Origin of the sequence: Sediminibacterium sp. (assembly GCF_051860225.1) — a bacterium.
Classification (GTDB): domain Bacteria; phylum Bacteroidota; class Bacteroidia; order Chitinophagales; family Chitinophagaceae; genus Sediminibacterium.
Genome location: NZ_JBHYEI010000003.1, coordinates 403,579 through 420,040, shown reverse-complemented (window position 1 = coordinate 420,040; position 16,462 = coordinate 403,579). Strand labels below are relative to the sequence as shown.

The 16,462-nt window shown below is 36.7% G+C and carries 14 protein-coding genes; 5 read left to right on the top strand and 9 right to left on the bottom strand.

Translation table 11 applies throughout. The annotated features are described in order from the left end of the window. Positions 1 to 37 precede the first annotated feature (37 nt). Positions 38 to 2,473 carry a sodium-translocating pyrophosphatase gene (locus ACTIEI_RS12440; protein WP_439506619.1) on the bottom strand — a complete coding sequence of 812 codons (2,436 nt, stop codon included), beginning with the start codon at positions 2,471 to 2,473 and terminating at the stop codon, positions 38 to 40. A 96-nt stretch (positions 2,474 to 2,569) separates the two neighbouring features. Next, the gene (locus tag ACTIEI_RS12435; RefSeq protein ID WP_439506618.1) at positions 2,570 to 3,775 is read right to left on the bottom strand and encodes a serine hydrolase domain-containing protein; all 1,206 of its coding nucleotides are present in this window, start codon (positions 3,773 to 3,775) and stop codon (positions 2,570 to 2,572) included. Positions 3,776 to 3,897: 122 nt separating this feature from the next. Between ACTIEI_RS12435 and serA the strand changes: the two genes are divergently transcribed. Beyond that, positions 3,898 to 5,136, top strand: a complete 1,239-nt coding sequence (gene serA, locus ACTIEI_RS12430) for a phosphoglycerate dehydrogenase (protein WP_439506617.1) — start codon at positions 3,898 to 3,900, stop codon at positions 5,134 to 5,136. 30 nt (positions 5,137 to 5,166) lie between these two features. On the opposite strand, the gene ACTIEI_RS12425 is transcribed toward serA, so the two are convergent. Together ACTIEI_RS12425 and ACTIEI_RS12420 are read right to left on the bottom strand one after the other, a co-directional pair. Next, positions 5,167 to 5,883: a copper homeostasis protein CutC gene (locus ACTIEI_RS12425; protein WP_439506616.1), complete on the bottom strand. Its 717-nt coding sequence runs from the start codon at positions 5,881 to 5,883 to the stop codon at positions 5,167 to 5,169. A 2-nt stretch (positions 5,884 to 5,885) separates the two neighbouring features. Further along, on the bottom strand, positions 5,886 to 6,899 hold the full coding sequence (locus ACTIEI_RS12420; protein WP_439506615.1) for an isoaspartyl peptidase/L-asparaginase family protein: 1,014 nt from the start codon (positions 6,897 to 6,899) through the stop codon (positions 5,886 to 5,888). A gap of 159 nt (positions 6,900 to 7,058) precedes the next feature. On the opposite strand from ACTIEI_RS12420, the gene ACTIEI_RS12415 reads away from it, so the two are divergent. Then, on the top strand, positions 7,059 to 7,229 hold the full coding sequence (locus ACTIEI_RS12415) for a hypothetical protein (RefSeq protein WP_439506614.1): 171 nt from the start codon (positions 7,059 to 7,061) through the stop codon (positions 7,227 to 7,229). A gap of 6 nt (positions 7,230 to 7,235) precedes the next feature. Here ACTIEI_RS12415 and ACTIEI_RS12410 read toward each other — a convergent pair whose 3' ends face one another. Together ACTIEI_RS12410 and ACTIEI_RS12405 are read right to left on the bottom strand one after the other, a co-directional pair. Beyond that, positions 7,236 to 7,526, bottom strand: a complete 291-nt coding sequence (locus tag ACTIEI_RS12410; protein WP_439506613.1) for a GlsB/YeaQ/YmgE family stress response membrane protein — start codon at positions 7,524 to 7,526, stop codon at positions 7,236 to 7,238. A 505-nt stretch (positions 7,527 to 8,031) separates the two neighbouring features. Continuing rightward, positions 8,032 to 8,445, bottom strand: a complete 414-nt coding sequence (locus ACTIEI_RS12405) for a hypothetical protein (protein WP_439506612.1) — start codon at positions 8,443 to 8,445, stop codon at positions 8,032 to 8,034. A gap of 266 nt (positions 8,446 to 8,711) precedes the next feature. Here ACTIEI_RS12405 and ACTIEI_RS12400 point away from each other — a divergent pair, with 266 nt between their 5' ends. Then, positions 8,712 to 9,290: a hypothetical protein gene (locus ACTIEI_RS12400; protein ID WP_439506611.1), complete on the top strand. Its 579-nt coding sequence runs from the start codon at positions 8,712 to 8,714 to the stop codon at positions 9,288 to 9,290. Between the two features lie 2 nt (positions 9,291 to 9,292). On the opposite strand, the gene ACTIEI_RS12395 is transcribed toward ACTIEI_RS12400, so the two are convergent. From ACTIEI_RS12395 to gyrA, 3 genes are read right to left on the bottom strand one after another with little or no spacing between them, the layout of a single operon-like run. Next, on the bottom strand, positions 9,293 to 10,447 hold the full coding sequence (locus tag ACTIEI_RS12395) for a PQQ-dependent sugar dehydrogenase (protein ID WP_439506610.1): 1,155 nt from the start codon (positions 10,445 to 10,447) through the stop codon (positions 9,293 to 9,295). Between the two features lie 21 nt (positions 10,448 to 10,468). Continuing rightward, on the bottom strand, positions 10,469 to 11,836 hold the full coding sequence (locus ACTIEI_RS12390; protein ID WP_439506609.1) for a hypothetical protein: 1,368 nt from the start codon (positions 11,834 to 11,836) through the stop codon (positions 10,469 to 10,471). A 22-nt stretch (positions 11,837 to 11,858) separates the two neighbouring features. Then, a complete protein-coding gene (gyrA, locus tag ACTIEI_RS12385) occupies positions 11,859 to 14,543 on the bottom strand; it encodes a DNA gyrase subunit A (RefSeq protein ID WP_439506608.1) in 2,685 nt (894 codons plus the stop codon). Positions 14,544 to 14,754: 211 nt separating this feature from the next. Between gyrA and ACTIEI_RS12380 the strand changes: the two genes are divergently transcribed. Continuing rightward, positions 14,755 to 16,047, top strand: coding sequence for a saccharopine dehydrogenase C-terminal domain-containing protein (locus tag ACTIEI_RS12380; protein ID WP_439506607.1), 1,293 nt, complete (start codon positions 14,755 to 14,757; stop codon positions 16,045 to 16,047). Beyond that, positions 16,047 to 16,460, top strand: a complete 414-nt coding sequence (locus tag ACTIEI_RS12375) for an EVE domain-containing protein (RefSeq protein WP_439506606.1) — start codon at positions 16,047 to 16,049, stop codon at positions 16,458 to 16,460. The genes ACTIEI_RS12380 and ACTIEI_RS12375 overlap by 1 nt, the downstream gene beginning before the upstream one ends. Positions 16,461 to 16,462 lie beyond the last annotated feature (2 nt).

Here is a 16,462-nt window from a genome sequence, read left to right as displayed (position 1 = left end):
CCCGAAATTTCGGGGGTTTTTACATATCAATCTGTTTTTATTTTCTGATTTCTGAGGCTTTAATTTCAATGCCTTTATCACTCATACTCATATAGAACTTTTCGTATTTTTTGTATACATCGTCGGTAACTGCAGAGCCATTGATCAACAATTTACCCCCTTCAATTTTAATAGAAACATTTTCAGCAGATTCAATCACACCATCTGTTTTTAATGCTTCAACTAAACCAGTCAAACCGTCTGCATTCGTTTGAGCATTCATACTAGTTGTTGAATCTTGAGTATTAACCCTGATCTCAATCTTCTTTTCTACTTTACTTTCAGCAGGTGTACCTGTTGGGTGCAAATGCGCCAAAGTAGGTGCAATAACCAATGAAACAATAGACATTAATTTGATCAAGATATTCATAGAAGGACCTGAAGTATCTTTAAATGGATCACCCACTGTATCACCAGTTACAGAAGCCTTATGTGGTTCTGATTTCTTGTAATACATTTCACCATTGATTTCAACTCCTTTCTCAAATGATTTCTTGGCATTATCCCAAGCACCACCCGCATTATTTTGGAATATTCCCATCAATACACCACTAACGGTTGCACCAGCTAAGAATCCACCTAATGCTTCTGGTCCTAATAAGAAACCAATTAAAATAGGAGAGATAATCGTAATAGCACCAGGCAACATCATCTTCTTTAAAGAAGCTTCAGTTGAAATCGCCACACACTTATCATACTCTGGCTTACCAGTACCTTCCATGATTCCAGGGATGGTTCTAAACTGGCGACGAACTTCTTCTACCATTGCCATAGCAGCTTCACCTACCGCTCTAATAGCAAGAGAAGAGAAGATGAATGGAATCATTCCACCAATAAATAAAGCAGCTAAAACATCCGCTTTATAAATATCAATATGTTGATTATCTGGCATAGCAACACCCACAAAAGCAGCAAATAGAGCTAATGCAGTTAATGCAGCAGATGCAATAGCGAATCCTTTACCACTTGCAGCAGTGGTATTACCTACCGCATCTAAAATATCAGTCTTCTCACGAACTTCCCCAGGTAATTCACTCATTTCAGCAATACCACCAGCGTTATCCGCAATCGGACCAAATGCATCAATAGCTAATTGCATACCTGTGGTTGCCATCATACCAGCAGCAGCAATTGCTACTCCATATAAACCAGCACAAAGGAATGAGCCATAAATACCACCAGCTAAAACAAGAATTGGTAAGAAAGTACTTTCCATACCAATTGCCAAGCCACCAATAATATTAGTAGCATGACCAGTAGCAGACTGACGGATAATGCTCATTACCGGACGCTTACCCATTGCTGTATAATATTCAGTGATAATACTCATTAAAGTACCAACAACTAAACCAACCACAATTGCACCATAAACACCATTTCTAGTGAATTCAGCACCTCTTAAAGTCATGGTTTCTGGTAATACATTTCCAACTAAGAAATAACAAACAATAGCAGTCAAAATCATTGAACCATAGTTACCCATATTTAATGCTTTTTGTACAACTGCAGTATTTAAACCCGCGTTTTCACCAATGCGAACAAAGAGTGTTCCTATAATAGATAAGATGATACCAATACCAGCAATTAACATTGGTAAAAGGATTGGAGATAATCCACCAAACGCATCAACTAATCTTGATCCATCAGCAGCAGTTACTTCGTTACCCAATACCATTGTAGCTAATACAGTTGCAACATAAGAACCAAATAAATCGGCTCCCATACCTGCAACGTCACCAACGTTATCACCCACGTTATCTGCAATAGTAGCAGGGTTACGAGGATCATCTTCAGGAATTCCAGCTTCTACTTTACCCACTAAGTCTGCACCTACGTCAGCAGCCTTGGTATAAATACCACCACCAACACGCGCAAATAAGGCAATACTTTCAGCACCTAAAGAGAAACCTGTTAACACTTCAATGGTTCGAAGCATCCCTTCTACATCCCCATCAGGAGAGAAGTATTGCTTTAATACTAAGAACAAACCACCTAAACCTAATACAGCTAAACCAGATACTCCCAAGCCCATTACCGCACCGCCTGTAAATGAAACATTTAAGGCTTTGCTTAAGCTTGTTTTAGCAGCTTCTGCAGTACGAACGTTGGCTTTAGTAGCCACTTTCATACCAATATAGCCTGCAGTAGCACTGAATACAGCTCCAATAAAAAAGGAAATGGCAATGCTCCAATGGCTGTCTTCATTAGACTGCGCCATAAATCCTAACAGGATGGCAACAATTACCACAAAATAAGCTAAGATCTTCCACTCAGCTTTTAAGAATGCCATCGCACCTTCGGCAATGTAGGTGCTGATTTCTTTCATTCTTGCATTACCAGCATCCTGTTTGGACACCCAGTTAAATTTAATTAATGTGTAAAGAAGTCCAATGACTCCCATCGCCGGAACGGCATAAAACAATAGATTGTTCATAAGCAATTGTGTGTCAAATGTTAAATTGTTTAAGGATGGCAAAAATAAGGGTTATAGCCCTTTGGTGCTTCAATAAACGTTGTATATGTATAATTATTATTCTGTATCCATTTCAGGAAGCTCCATATCAGTGAAAACGGCGCTCAATTTGCCGGCTTGCCAGATATTACTGTTAAATTTATTTCCAAGAATGATAATAGTGGCAGTATCCCCAATTAATCGTCTGAAAACGGCATTATTTCCATGCCACCAGCCATTGTGATATACTATAGTAGGATTGGGAGGATCAACATATAAATGCCAGCCAAAACCATAATTCTTTTTTCCTCGAGTTTCATTACTCAACGGCTCATACGCCAATTGCTGAGACTGCATACTTACAAACTTACCTTGGTACAGCGCTTTATCCCATTGAAGTAAATCTCTAACCGTACTGTAAACATTCTTATCACCATAAATACAATCCAGTTTTTCTAAAGGATAAGCTTTTTTACCGGGGGTATAAGAGGGTATATAATTGGCAGTATCCTTTAAACTAAAAACATAAGTGTCTTTCATCCCAAGGGGATTAAACACGCTGTCTTTCATGTATTGAGGATAGGTTTGGCCAGTAATTTTTTCGATTACCAAGGCCAATAAGGCAAAATTAGTATTGTTGTAGCTATATCTTCTATTAGGCTGAGACTCAGGAGCAGGGCGGGTTCCAGCCAAAAATTTCAACACGTCATAATTGCTGCTCAATCCTGTAACACTAACTGGATCTTTAACATAAACCGTTTGTTTAACCCATCTACCTCTTCTGTTTTTTCTTTTGGTAATATATGATCTAGTACCAGCCATTAACTGATCATATTTAGGTAAACCAGACCGATGAGACAATAACAATTCTATTGTAATGCCTTGATATGGAAAGGAGGGTAGGTATTGCTCTACAGGGTCTGTTAACTCAAGACGGCCTTGCTCCATCAACCTTAAAATGGTCATGGCAGTAAAGGTTTTGCTAACAGAAGCAACATGAAAAGTAGAAGAGGGGGTAATTGGATCTTTGGTTGAAAAATTAATCATACCCTGATAATCTTCAAAAATCACTTCCCCATTTTTTGCTATCAAAATGGCGCCATTAAAACCCGTTTTCAACAATTGTTTTTCGTAAATGGGCTTGATGGCATTGATATATATTTCTTTTTCACTCGATTTTAAACCAGCATACACCAATGGCTTCCCTTCGTTTATCGTATCATTGGTAGGGGTGGGGGAACCACTACAAGCCATCATTAATAAAGGGATTACAGAAACTATCATTAATCTCAACATTTAATCAGTAGGGTTAGAATAAGTACAAAGATAGCCAGGATGGCTTCTTATACTACCAACGTGGAAAACTATGCGTATGGTATAAGAATAGATAACATTATTTTGCATTTATGAGCAAGCAAGCAATCACCAGCTATCCGAAAGAGCGCATTAATATTCTATTTTTAGAGAATATCAGCGAAAAAGCCGTTCAACAGTTTAAGCAAAATGGCTATACGAATATTCGAAAATTGAGTGGGGCATTAAGCGAAGAAGAATTAATAAAAGAAATTAAAGATGTTCATCTCATTGGCATCCGTTCAAAAACATTGATTACCAAAAAAGTTTTAGACGCTGCTACCAAACTACAAGCGATTGGCTGTTTTTGTATTGGCGTAAATCAGGTGGATTTAAAAGCGGCCACGCAAAAAGGGGTTGCTGTTTTCAACGCTCCTTATAGCAATACTAGAAGTGTGGCCGAGCTCGTGATTGGTGCAAGTGTTATGTTGATTAGACGAATCCCCGACAAAAATATAGCTGCACATCAAGGTATTTGGATGAAAGAAGCCAAAGGCAGTTATGAATTAAGAGGCAAAACCCTTGGATTAATTGGATACGGAAATATAGGTTCTCAAGTAAGTGTTTTGGCCGAAGCGCTTGGTATGAAAGTATTGTTTTATGATACCGAAACCAAGCTACCCTTGGGCAATGCAACTGCTGCAAAGAATATGAAGGAAGTGTTGAACAATGCCGATATAGTTTCATTGCATGTGCCTGAAACGCCACAAACTAAATTGTTGATTAATAAAAATGCCATCAAGCAAATGAAGCCGGGTGCTATTTTAATTAACTATGCAAGGGGAGAAGTAGTAGACTTAAAAGCATTGTCTATAGCAATCGAAGAAAAGCATATTAGTGGTGCTGCCATTGACGTATTTCCATGGGAGCCTGAAAAAAATGGAGATCATTTTGAAAGCCCTATGCAGGGATTGAAAAATGTATTATTAACCCCACATATTGGGGGATCAACCGAAGAAGCACAACAAAATATTGGGGAAGATGTAAGCATCAAATTATTTCAATATTTAGAGCGGGGCATTACCAATGGTTCACATACCGTACCTGCGATTGGATTGCCACCAATAGAAGGCACACACCGCATTTTACATGTACACCACAATGTGCCAGGTGTATTAAGTGCCATCAATACCGCATTGTCTAAAAACAATATCAATATTGTTGGTCAGTACCTCAAAACCAATGAAGATATAGGCTACGTTGTATTAGATATTGATAAAAAATTATCTAGAAAAGCTGTTGAACTTTTAAAATTAGTAAAGCATACTATCAAAGTCAGAATGCTTTATTAAAAAAATTTAACTCAAATAATTTAAAGTTCATCAGTTGTTTATGATGGACTTTATTTTTTTTATTTCATTGGCATCAACAAAATCAATATCAAAATCTTCTGGCAGTAAGGGATTTCTAAATTCAGTAGAGCTCGGTATTCTGATTCTAGCAGAAGTATGTACTTCTGAAACCCCAGCAGTATCGATAATATGTTTCACATTGCTGCTATTTAATCCACTGCCTGGCATAATGATGATTCGATCATTGGCTTGCTCAACCAATGTTTTTACAAGTGCTAAACCATCGGTTACTTTTGGATATTGACCACTGGTTAATACTCGTGTACAGCCGCATTGGATAATGGTTTCAAGAGATTCTAAAGGATCTTTACAACGATCAAAAGCTCTATGAAAAGTTACGTCTAATGGGTAAGCGGCTTCTACTAATCTTGCAGTATTTTCTTGATCAATGCTTCCATCTTGATTTAATAAACCAAATACAACACCCTCAAATTGCAATTCTTTGCAAAGCAAAATGTCTTTACGAATAATTTCTATTTCATCTTGTGTATGAAAATAATCTCCACCGCGAGGACGTATCATTGGGAATACAGGAATTCCAATTTTTTCTCTAACTGTTTTTAAATAACCATAGGAAGGCGTAGTTCCGCCATTGGCATAGTTCTCACATAATTCAATTCTATCAGCACCAGCATTTTCAGCAGCAATGGCTGTTGCAGTATTAAACACACATATTTCTAACAACATGGTTAAATCAAAAATTTACTATCTACTAAAATATTTTTATCGTCTGCATAACAAACTGCATAATTAAATCCTTTCTGTAAAGCATATCCACCATAAGCTCCTTGTTTATTAATGGCAATCATACAGGCTTGAATATCCTTTGCCTTGCTGCCTTTAATTTTCAACAGTCTTTCAATAGCTTTTTTACAAGCCATTTCTGGGGATAATCCTTGACGCATAAATTCCATTACGGTATGCGCTCCGCCCATGCGAATAATGTCTTCGCCTTGACCTGTTGCAACAACAGCACCCACTTCATTGTCTACAAATAATCCAGCACCAATAATAGGAGAATCACCTACGCGACCGCGCATTTTAAAACCCATACCACTGGTTGTGCAACTGCCACTTAAATTACCATTGGCATCCAAAGCAATCATGCCGATGGTATCATGGTTCCAAGAACCGTCTGATAAACGGGCAGGAGCAGCAGCTATTTGATTTTCTTTATTTTCTCGATTAATTCCAGGCTTATATTCACTTTTTTGCAACCATTTTTTATACTCTTTTTCAGCACCTTCAGATAAACCTTCCTTTTCTAAGGTAAAGCCTTGAGACAATGCAAATTGTTGTGCCCCTTGACCCACCAACATTACATGCGGGGTATTTTCCATTACTTTACGTGCAACTGAAATAGGATGTTTAATTCTTTCTAAACATGCAACGCTACCACAATTTGCAAACTCATCCATAATGGATGCGTCTAGCGTAACGAAGCCGTCTCTGTCTGGATTAGCTCCTAAACCCACGCAACAGTTTTGTTCATTCTCTGTAACCATTACACCTTGCTCAACAGCATCTAACGCACGACCATTATTTTTTAATACATTCCAGGCGGCTTTATTAGCCCTGATACCAGCATCCCAAGTTGACAATACAATCGGCTTTTTCCCAGCATATTTTGGTGTAAAACCAGCTATAGAAAAACTACCAATTCCAAGGCTACCAACTTGTAAAAATTTCCTTCTAGAAAACATGAATTATCAATTTTAAGATTAGCGTTTTTAAATGTATGCATTGTTTTATTCTTATCCCAAGAATTAAAGACCAAATTATCTAACGCTATACCAATATACAATCTAATCAATTGATAATCAACAAATTCAAATCATATATTTGTTCTTATAATTAATATTATGTTAAATAGCGCACAACAGAATGGGAAGAAAAAAGCCAACGCTTCTATTTTTTTTGAACGTAGCGAAAATGGGGAATTAATAGCTACTGATTTAGGCTTATTCGCACTAGCTGTTATAGGTGGGATTTTAGGAAGTCTAATAGTAAAGGTGCTAATCCGCCAAATGTAGCACGTATTAAATCCATCCTAACTTATATAAAATATAACCCGCAATGACACTTATGGCAATACCTAATATTGTATTAATGATCACTGAAAACCCATTTTTAAGCAAAGAATATTGGCTATTAGTATTAGCCGTTTTTGTTGGGCTTTGTATCGGTAGATTATCATCTAAAAGACGCTGATTAGTTAAATCTATAATAGCTTTTTTGGCTGCTAAATCTAACTCTCTATCGGTTTTTTCTGCAATTCTCTGCTTATTTTCTTGCTCAAAATACCTTTCTTCTGGAGTCTTTTTACCCATGCGTTTAGTTTGTTCCTACAATATACATTAACTGCTCGTTCCCCTCGCTTGCCCTTGTTTTTTTTTCTTCCCATTCTTCCCGCATCGGGGCGGCGTACCGCTTCGCTAAACTTACGCCTTCCCCTACACATCGGGCTACCTAAGTAACATAATATTACAGTTATAATTGTTTTCAATAATTTCCTAGTGAGTTCACTTCGTGAACGTTTGGGCGTCGGTTATTGCGAATTTAAAGCAGTCAAATCGTTAGCACTTATTGCCATTAAATTCGCAATAACCGACGCCAAGGAAATTGAAAACACTTATAACTAACTTTTATGTTAAATAGCGCACAACAGAATGGTATGAAAAAAGCTACCAACTTTGTTGTGCTAAGGGCATTTGATTTATGCGAAAGATTATAGACAAGTACCTTGAGGTAGAAAATAGACTACTCATAAAATTTGAAATAATTTTATGCAAAATTATAATTACCCTTCTTGGGGTAATTATCGTTCTGTTGTTTTTAATTGCATGCCCTATATAATAATGCAATTACCATAATAATTACGATTAAAATAATCTTTATTAAGTGTTCCCCTAGTTTATTTCCAATTGATTCCCAAAATCCGTTTGATATTTTATCAATTGCAGTGATTGTGCTTATTTCTAATTTTTTAGACTTAATATATTCTTTTATCCCGCCTTTTATTTTACTCGCCTTGTAGCCATTAACGGTAAGTACTATTACAGAGCTTTTTCTATTTGCCGATAGAAATGTTATTAATTCGTATTCTTCAAGAAGTTTTATTACGGCAACTTCAATTATATCTGAATCCTCTATACTATCATCAATAAAATGACTTGACGAGTTCCCTTTATTTGTTACACAATGCGCAATCCATTCATCAGCGTATTTATATACGGTTTCTTTCTCCATCCCCTAACTTACGCATTTCTTCCCATTCTTCCCGCTTCGGGGCGGCGTGCCGCTTCACTAAACTTACGCCTTCCCCCTACACAATACTACCTACCTAATTAGCAAAAGATTACAATGAATTGATCATTAAGTTATCGTTTTGAAATTGAGTTAAACTAAATGTCAAACATAAAACTGATTTCTATAAACGTACTACTTGTTTAGAAAATACATAACAATTATTTATTGCAACTGGCACAAAGTGTGTATGGGTATCTTTAAAAAATATGAGATTATTAATTTCATTGTTTTGCCTACCCTTACTTAGTTTTAGTCAATCTAATATCCACAAAGAAACTTTTAACAATCTATTGGAGAATACAAAACAAAAGTTCAAAGATAGTGGATATATCACATTGTTAAAATCTAATGAACGAGTATACGAATTATCCCAAAATGGCATTGACTCATTAAAAATAAATGGGAAGAAAAAAATAATATTTATTCTATCAGGCTGGTGCGATACAGAAGGATTTCCCAATCTGCGGTCTTTTGATAGCTTAGCTTTAGCACCCGAAGAATATGAAAAAATATTTGTTTCGATTGGTCATGATGGTTATGTCTTCCAGAATATAGATAGCTTACTCACTATAAGAGCGGACAAAATATTTGTACCGAGCAATCAAGAATTTGGAACAGGTACTTGGCAAAAACCTACTAATTTTACTTCCTATTTATTAAGCAGAAAACTAAATAAATCGAAAGATATACTATCTGTTATGTGGGTTGTTTTAGATGAAAAGGGCAAAGAAATTTACTTTAGTGGCCAGAACCCTTCATTTAGGAATTTATTGCTAAAGCTTTAAATTTACTCCGCCACCAACCTTACAATCCTACCCGGTCCTTCAATCGAAACATAAATAGATCCATCGGGTGCCTGGCGCACATGACGAATACGGCCAACTTTATCAAGGAGTTTGTGCTCTTTGATTATTTTATTGTCTTTAATTTCAAGACGAGCTAAATATTGTAAAGCCAATCCACCCACCAATAAATTGCCGGTCCAGCTTTTGAATTTTTTATCGGTGATAAATGCCATTCCACATGCACCAATAGATGGAATCCATTTGTAAACAGGGTCTGTTACGCCTGCCATGGTTGGACTTGCAGAAACGGGTTTATCATCGTAATTAACTCCGTATGATACCAAGGGCCAACCATAATTATTTCCCGCCTTAATGATATTCACCTCATCTCCACCTTTGGGTCCATGTTCGGCTTCCCAAAAATCTTTGGTGAATGGATTAAAGACCAAACCTTGTGGATTGCGGTGTCCGTAACTATAAACGGTTGTTGGCGCTGAATTACCTGGTAATATTGGGTTTCCAGCTGGTATACCTCCATCTTGTGTAATGCGATGGACTTTACCCCATGTGCTATTTACATCTTGTGCATTTTTATTGGGCGAATTTGCTCCGCCATAACTGGTAGCGCCTCCCTCCCCAATACTCACCAATAAATTACCTGCTTCATCAAAATCAATCCTACTTCCATAATGGCCGGTCATCGTGTTGGCCGAATTAGAAGTCAATAATATTTTAGGCTCAGTAATTTGATCGTTCACTAATTTAAAACGCATTAAGTTAAAACTTCCACCTCCACCAGGATAATTGCCAGCATAGCTAATGAATACCCATCCATTGCTATTGAATTGAGGTGAAACGCGAACGTCTAATAAACCTCCTTGTCCACTGGTATTTATTGTGGGAAGACCAGTGATTTCGGTAATTTTATCACCGCTTTTGCGATGCAACTTCCCCTTCTTTTCAGTGAATAGTAAATCACCATTGGGTAAAAAATCCATACCCCATATTATCTCATAGCCTGTAATTAACTGTTCAATCTTAACGGAAGGTTCAGTAGTCATTTGCGGAGTATCTTCAATGGCTCCTTCTTTTTTATTAGAGGAACAAGAAAAGATACCTGTAAATGCAAGGGATAGTATTAGGGTACGGATCGTCATAAAAAAATGAGCTTGTTTAGCTTATTTAAAAGTTCCATGTAAAGCATCAAACTCTTTATATTTTGCTTCATATTGGTCAAATAACTTAGCATCTTTACCTCTCACACGACCCATTTTGTAATAGTAGATATTAGCAATAAAGTCAACTGACTTGTTTACCACGCTTTTCTCGGTATTTGAACGAGGAGACTTATCTTTCAAAATCATATAAGACTTAGTTAACCACTCAGCTGCTACATCAGTAATTTCCATAGAAGTTTTCTCAATAGCCGCATTCGCATTCTTAATTTCATCCACTTTAGCTTTGTGTTCTGCATCAGCTGCAGCTTTCTTCTTTGGATCTTTGATTACTGGTTTATTGGCATTAATTTCTTGTAATTTTTTAATATTAGCAGCATATTTATCATCTTCTAAATTGAAGAAATTATAATAAGTAACCCCTACATTAAAAGCAGCAATTGCATTATTATTATTCTTACCGTAAGCTTTTTTAAATGCATCAATTGCTTTGCGATTATACTTATCAATGGTTAAACTATCTACACCATCATTGTTACGAACGGAAACAAATACATCACCAAACTGTAGATACTTATTTTCAGTTAACTTACCTGCTGCATCTAATTCATCGTATAGTGCAGTTTTACCAGCTAAATCATAATTCTGATCAATATATTCAATTTCAAAATCTTCCCAATTTTCAGCAGGATAAACTTCTTTACCTAACGCTAGATATTTTTCAAAACCTTCTTTATCTTTTTTCTTCGTGTTAAAATCTATTAGGTATTTATAAATATCTACAAAACCTTCACCGGTAACTTTACTTTCTGCTAACCGTGTGTAGTATTTAACTGCATCATCCGGCTTTTGCGCATTTTGAAATGAGTATGCACAATATAAGATGGAAGTGGTGTCAAAAGGTTGTTGAGAACTAGCCCATTTATTTTTAAAAATGTAGTCGCTATAGATAACCGCTTTTTCAAATTCTTTTGAAGCAACATCGTATTTTTTATCTTTGAAGCTATTGATCCCAAGATTAAAAGAGGTAGAATACATATCGAAATAACCATCTGGCCCCTTATCTTTCGCTTTTGCTAAACTAGGTTCCAGCTCTGCAAATTTTTGAAATGCAATATGTGCATCTTCTGCAGCATTTGGATACTTTGCTCTAGTAGCTTCATTCTTAAATAAAGCTGCATATATTCTAGACTTCCAATAATAGCCCTCTGCTTTTGATTGATTTTTAGGATCAGCCAAAGATTTATCAATCTCTGTTTTAGCCTCTTCAAATTTGTTTAATAAAACAGTGGTTTCAACTTTCTTGAAATCCTGAGCAGTTGCAATTGAAATGAATGCAACGCTTAACAACAAGGAGAAAAAATACTTCATATGGTTGTTTTTAATCGTGTACTTAAATAATTGGTTCTTCGTTTTCGTTAATATTTAAACCAGCATCTTCATTTGTATTTCCGTTATCGGAAGTGTCGCCAATTTCAGTGGCTTCAGCTAGTTGATCGCCTTCCCCCACTTCCTCAATTACCTCTTCAGCCACTTGTTCTTCAATTTGAGAAATAGCTGCAATTTCATCCCCTTCATCCAAGCGAATTAATTTTACACCTTGTGTGGCTCTTCCAGCTTCTCGAATATCCACAATACCCGTTCTAATGGTAATGCCCGATTTACAAGTAATGATTAAGTCTTCTACTTCTTTTACATAAAGTATGCCAACTAAACTTCCTGTTTTCTCGGTAACATTAATGGTTTTGACCCCTTTACCGCCTCTATTGGTAATTCGATAATCTTCAATAGCTGTTCTTTTGCCATACCCTTTTTCACTCACTACCAAAATGGTTCTTTCCGTATCGTCCTTATTTACACAAATCATGCCAACCACTTCATCGGTAGTATCATCTACTTCAATACCTGCTACACCAATGGCTCCTCTACCAGTTGGTCTAACTTTTTCTTCAGGAAAACGAATAGCACGTCCACTTTTTACAGCTAACATGATTTCGCTAGAACCGTTGGTTAATCTAGCTTCCAATAATTCATCTCCTTCTACAATAGTTATCGCATTTACTCCATTGGCTCTCGGTCTACTGAAATCTTCTAATGAAGTTTTCTTGATAATACCTTGTTTAGTACAAAGTACGATATAATGGTTTTGAACAAAATCAGTGTCTGCAATATTCTTTACATTGATGATTGCTTTCACTTTATCATCACCCGGTAATTGAATCAAATTCTGAATAGCCCTTCCTTTACTTTGCTTCTCTCCTTCTGGTATTTCATAAACTCTCATCCAATAACACCTACCCTTTTCAGTAAAGAATAAAATGGTATCGTGCGTTGAGGCCACAAATAAATGTTCTACAAAATCTTCTTCTCGGGTTTTTGATCCAACTGCTCCCCTGCCTCCTCTTTTTTGTTGGCGGTATTCGGTTGCAGAAGTACGCTTAATATACCCTAAATGCGAAATGGTAATGACCACGTCCTCATCTTCAATTAAGTCTTCAATACGCATTTCATCTGCTAAGTATTGAATTTCACTTTTACGCGCATCCCCAAATTTATCTTTTACTTCCAATAACTCTTTTCTAATTAATGCATAACGTAAATCTTCATTCGCCAACAATGCTTTCAAATCTTTGATGGTTGCAATTAAGCCATTGAACTCTTCAATAATTTTATCGCGCTCCATTCCAGTTAATCGCTGTAAACGCAATTCTAGTATGGCTTTCGCTTGAATTTCCGATAATCCTTCTGCTTGTTTGTACAACTCATCGGTCAAATCGGAGAACATTGCAGAATTCAAGTACCATTTTTCTTGGCTACTCTTGGTCATCAACGCTTCCTTCGCTTCATCAGGTGTTCTACTTGCACGAATCAGACGAATCACTTCGTCTAAATGATCCAATGCTTTTAAATAACCTTCTAATACATGCGCTCTTTCCTCTGCTTTTCTTAATTCAAATTTGGCTCTTCTAATTACCACTTCCATTCTAAACTCAATGAAAGCTTTAATTAGATCGTGTAGGTTCATAATACCTGGACGGCCTTTGCTTAACGCTACATTATTGATACCATAACTGGTTTGTAATTCGGTATGTTTGTACAGTTGGTTAATCACGACTTGCGCAACTGCATCTTTCTTTAATTCAACTACTATACGAGTACCATCTTTATTACTTTGGTTACCTACATCGGATATTCCATCTACAATTTTATTGATGGCCAATTGTCCAATTCTATCCGTTAAAGTATCACGACTTACCTGATAAGGTACTTCCGTAATAACAATCATTTCTCTGCCATTAGGCTTGGTTTCTACGTTGCATCTACCTCTAACCACAACTCTCCCCCTACCAGTCATTAATGCTTGCCTAACGCCTTCCATACCATAGATTATTCCTCCGGTTGGAAAATCTGGCGCTTTAACATAATTCATTAACTCTTCTATCGTAATGTCTCTGTTATCTACATAAGCAACACATCCATCAATTACTTCACTTAGGTTATGGGGCATCATATTAGTAGCCATACCTACTGCAATACCCGAAGAACCATTTACCAATAATTGCGGAATTCTTGCTGGTAAAACAGTGGGCTCTTCCAAAGAATCATCAAAATTCAGTTGAAAGTCTACCGTTTCTTTTTCAATATCATCTAACATGGCTTCAGCAATCTTTTGCAATCTTGCCTCAGTATAACGCATAGCAGCTGGTGGATCACCATCTTGGTTACCAAAGTTACCCTGGCGATCTACCAACGTGTAACGCATGGTCCATTCTTGAGCCATCCTCACCAAAGTATCATAAATAGCACTATCACCATGTGGGTGATACTTACCCATCACCTCACCCACAATACGGGCAGATTTCTTAAAAGGCTTATTGCTATTGTTTCCCAACTCATTCATTGCATATAGCACCCTGCGGTGTACGGGCTTAAATCCATCCCTAACATCAGGTAATGCACGTCCCACAATAACTGACATTGAATAGTCAATGTAAGCGGTTTTCATTTGCTCTTCAATATTGACCTGTATAATGCGGTCGTTGTCGTTGGTTTGTTCTGGTATTAAGTTCTCTTCCATGTATCTTGCTGGTTCTACTTTTAATTCATTTTCAGGGGGAAAAATAGCCTCCTGAATGAAGGTTTGCGAAGATAGCTTTTTTAGGGGTTAAAAAGGCTTTAAAACACTGTTTTTTTAAGGGTTTTATCCACAGTTTACACCCTATCTAAATGCTTGATTTTCATCGGTAGACGTCATTTGTTCTATCTTTATTTTTTTTAAGTAATTCAATATGCAAATTTTAGTATTTGGCGCAGGCAAATCTGCTACAGTTTTAATCAAGTATTTAGGAGGTATTACTGCTCAAAAAAATTGGATTTGCACGGTTGCAGACCAAGACTTAAATACGTTAAATAACAAAATAAATGGGTATCCCAATTTGCGTGCAGCTGCCCTTTCCATAGAAGATGAAAAAGCCAGACAGGGGTTGATTAAAGCCGCCGATATAGTGATTTCACTATTACCACCCAGCTTGCATTTTTTAGTAGCTAAAGATTGCCTTGCCCTTAAAAAAAATTTATTAACAGCTTCTTATTTGGACACCCAGATAAAAAGTCTGGAAAATGATATCAATGAAGCTGGTTTATTGTTCATTGGAGAAATGGGTTTAGACCCAGGCATTGACCATATGAGTGCCATGCAAATCATTCATGGTATCAAAGCAAACGGAGGGCAAATAAGCTCGTTTAAATCGCATTGTGGAGGATTGATTGCCCCTGAATCTGACAACAATCCATGGCATTACAAAATCAGTTGGAATCCGCGAAATATTGTGACAGCCGGAAAGGCGGGTGCCATTTATCAAGAAAATGGAGAAATCATTACGAAGCCTTATGAGCAAATATTTGCGGATTGTGTGCAATTAAACATCCCTCAGGTAGGAAGCTTAGCCTATTATCCCAACAGAGATTCATTGTCTTATATTCCATTGTATCAGTTAGAAACAGCGGAAACTTTTATCAGAACTACTTTGCGTTATGCTCCTTTTTGTTTGGGATGGGAAAAAATAGTGCAAGCGCAATTAACCAGTGACGATGAAATGGTTGATACGAGTGAATTAAGCTATTCCCGATTTTTTCAAGATCACTTTAATAAAAATCAAGTGGAGTTAAATAGCCCCGAATTAATGGAGCAATTCATTTTTTTAGGGCTTAATGATCCCACCATCATTAACAAAGGAATTTTATCGGTTGCAAAAATTTTACAAGAGATACTTGAAGCAAAATGGAAATTACAGGAGGGCGATAAAGATCTTATTGTCATGTTGCATGAACTAGAATATAAAATGAACAATCAGCAATATGCGCTAAAAAGCACATTGGTAGTGAAGGGCGACGATGAATTGCATACCGCAATGGCAAAAACAGTTGGTTTGCCTTTGGGGATTGCAGCTGTTTTAATTTTAGAGAACAAAATTGCCCTTAAAGGGTTACATATACCAATCATTAAAGAAATCTACGAACCAGTTTTAGCGGAATTAAAAAAAGAGGGCATTGCCTTTGAAGAAACAAAAACGGAATTATAATGAACTATTGGTTAATTAAGTCAGAGCCATTCAAATACAGTTGGGATCAGTTTGTAAATGACAAAGAAACTTTTTGGGATGGGGTTAGAAATTATCAAGCCCGCAATAATTTAAGGGCAATGAAAAAAGGCGATTTGGCTTTTTGGTATCATAGCAATGAAGGAATGGAAATCGTGGGCATTGCCAAGGTAACCAAAGAGTCTTATCAAGATCCTACCACGGATGATACCGCTTGGTTGGTGGTTAATTTTAAGCCAGTAAAAAAATTAAAAAAGCCCGTTAGCTTAGCTACTGTTAAAGCAGATATTCGATTAGAAAAAATGGCATTAGTAAAAGCACAAAGATTATCTGTTCAGCCTGTAACTCCCGAAGAATGGGAAATTATTTTGGAATTAGCTGAAACCAAATTGTAATA

Coding starts and splice junctions, on each gene's coding strand:
- ACTIEI_RS12440 (WP_439506619.1), bottom strand. CDS start 2,473: ATGAACAATCTATTGTTTTATGCCGTTCCGGCGATGGGAGTCATTGGA.
- ACTIEI_RS12435 (WP_439506618.1), bottom strand. CDS start 3,775: ATGATAGTTTCTGTAATCCCTTTATTAATGATGGCTTGTAGTGGTTCC.
- serA (WP_439506617.1), top strand. CDS start 3,898: ATGAGCAAGCAAGCAATCACCAGCTATCCGAAAGAGCGCATTAATATT.
- ACTIEI_RS12425 (WP_439506616.1), bottom strand. CDS start 5,883: ATGTTGTTAGAAATATGTGTGTTTAATACTGCAACAGCCATTGCTGCT.
- ACTIEI_RS12420 (WP_439506615.1), bottom strand. CDS start 6,899: ATGTTTTCTAGAAGGAAATTTTTACAAGTTGGTAGCCTTGGAATTGGT.
- ACTIEI_RS12415 (WP_439506614.1), top strand. CDS start 7,059: ATGTTAAATAGCGCACAACAGAATGGGAAGAAAAAAGCCAACGCTTCT.
- ACTIEI_RS12410 (WP_439506613.1), bottom strand. CDS start 7,526: ATGGGTAAAAAGACTCCAGAAGAAAGGTATTTTGAGCAAGAAAATAAG.
- ACTIEI_RS12405 (WP_439506612.1), bottom strand. CDS start 8,445: ATGGAGAAAGAAACCGTATATAAATACGCTGATGAATGGATTGCGCAT.
- ACTIEI_RS12400 (WP_439506611.1), top strand. CDS start 8,712: ATGAGATTATTAATTTCATTGTTTTGCCTACCCTTACTTAGTTTTAGT.
- ACTIEI_RS12395 (WP_439506610.1), bottom strand. CDS start 10,447: ATGACGATCCGTACCCTAATACTATCCCTTGCATTTACAGGTATCTTT.
- ACTIEI_RS12390 (WP_439506609.1), bottom strand. CDS start 11,836: ATGAAGTATTTTTTCTCCTTGTTGTTAAGCGTTGCATTCATTTCAATT.
- gyrA (WP_439506608.1), bottom strand. CDS start 14,543: ATGGAAGAGAACTTAATACCAGAACAAACCAACGACAACGACCGCATT.
- ACTIEI_RS12380 (WP_439506607.1), top strand. CDS start 14,755: ATGCAAATTTTAGTATTTGGCGCAGGCAAATCTGCTACAGTTTTAATC.
- ACTIEI_RS12375 (WP_439506606.1), top strand. CDS start 16,047: ATGAACTATTGGTTAATTAAGTCAGAGCCATTCAAATACAGTTGGGAT.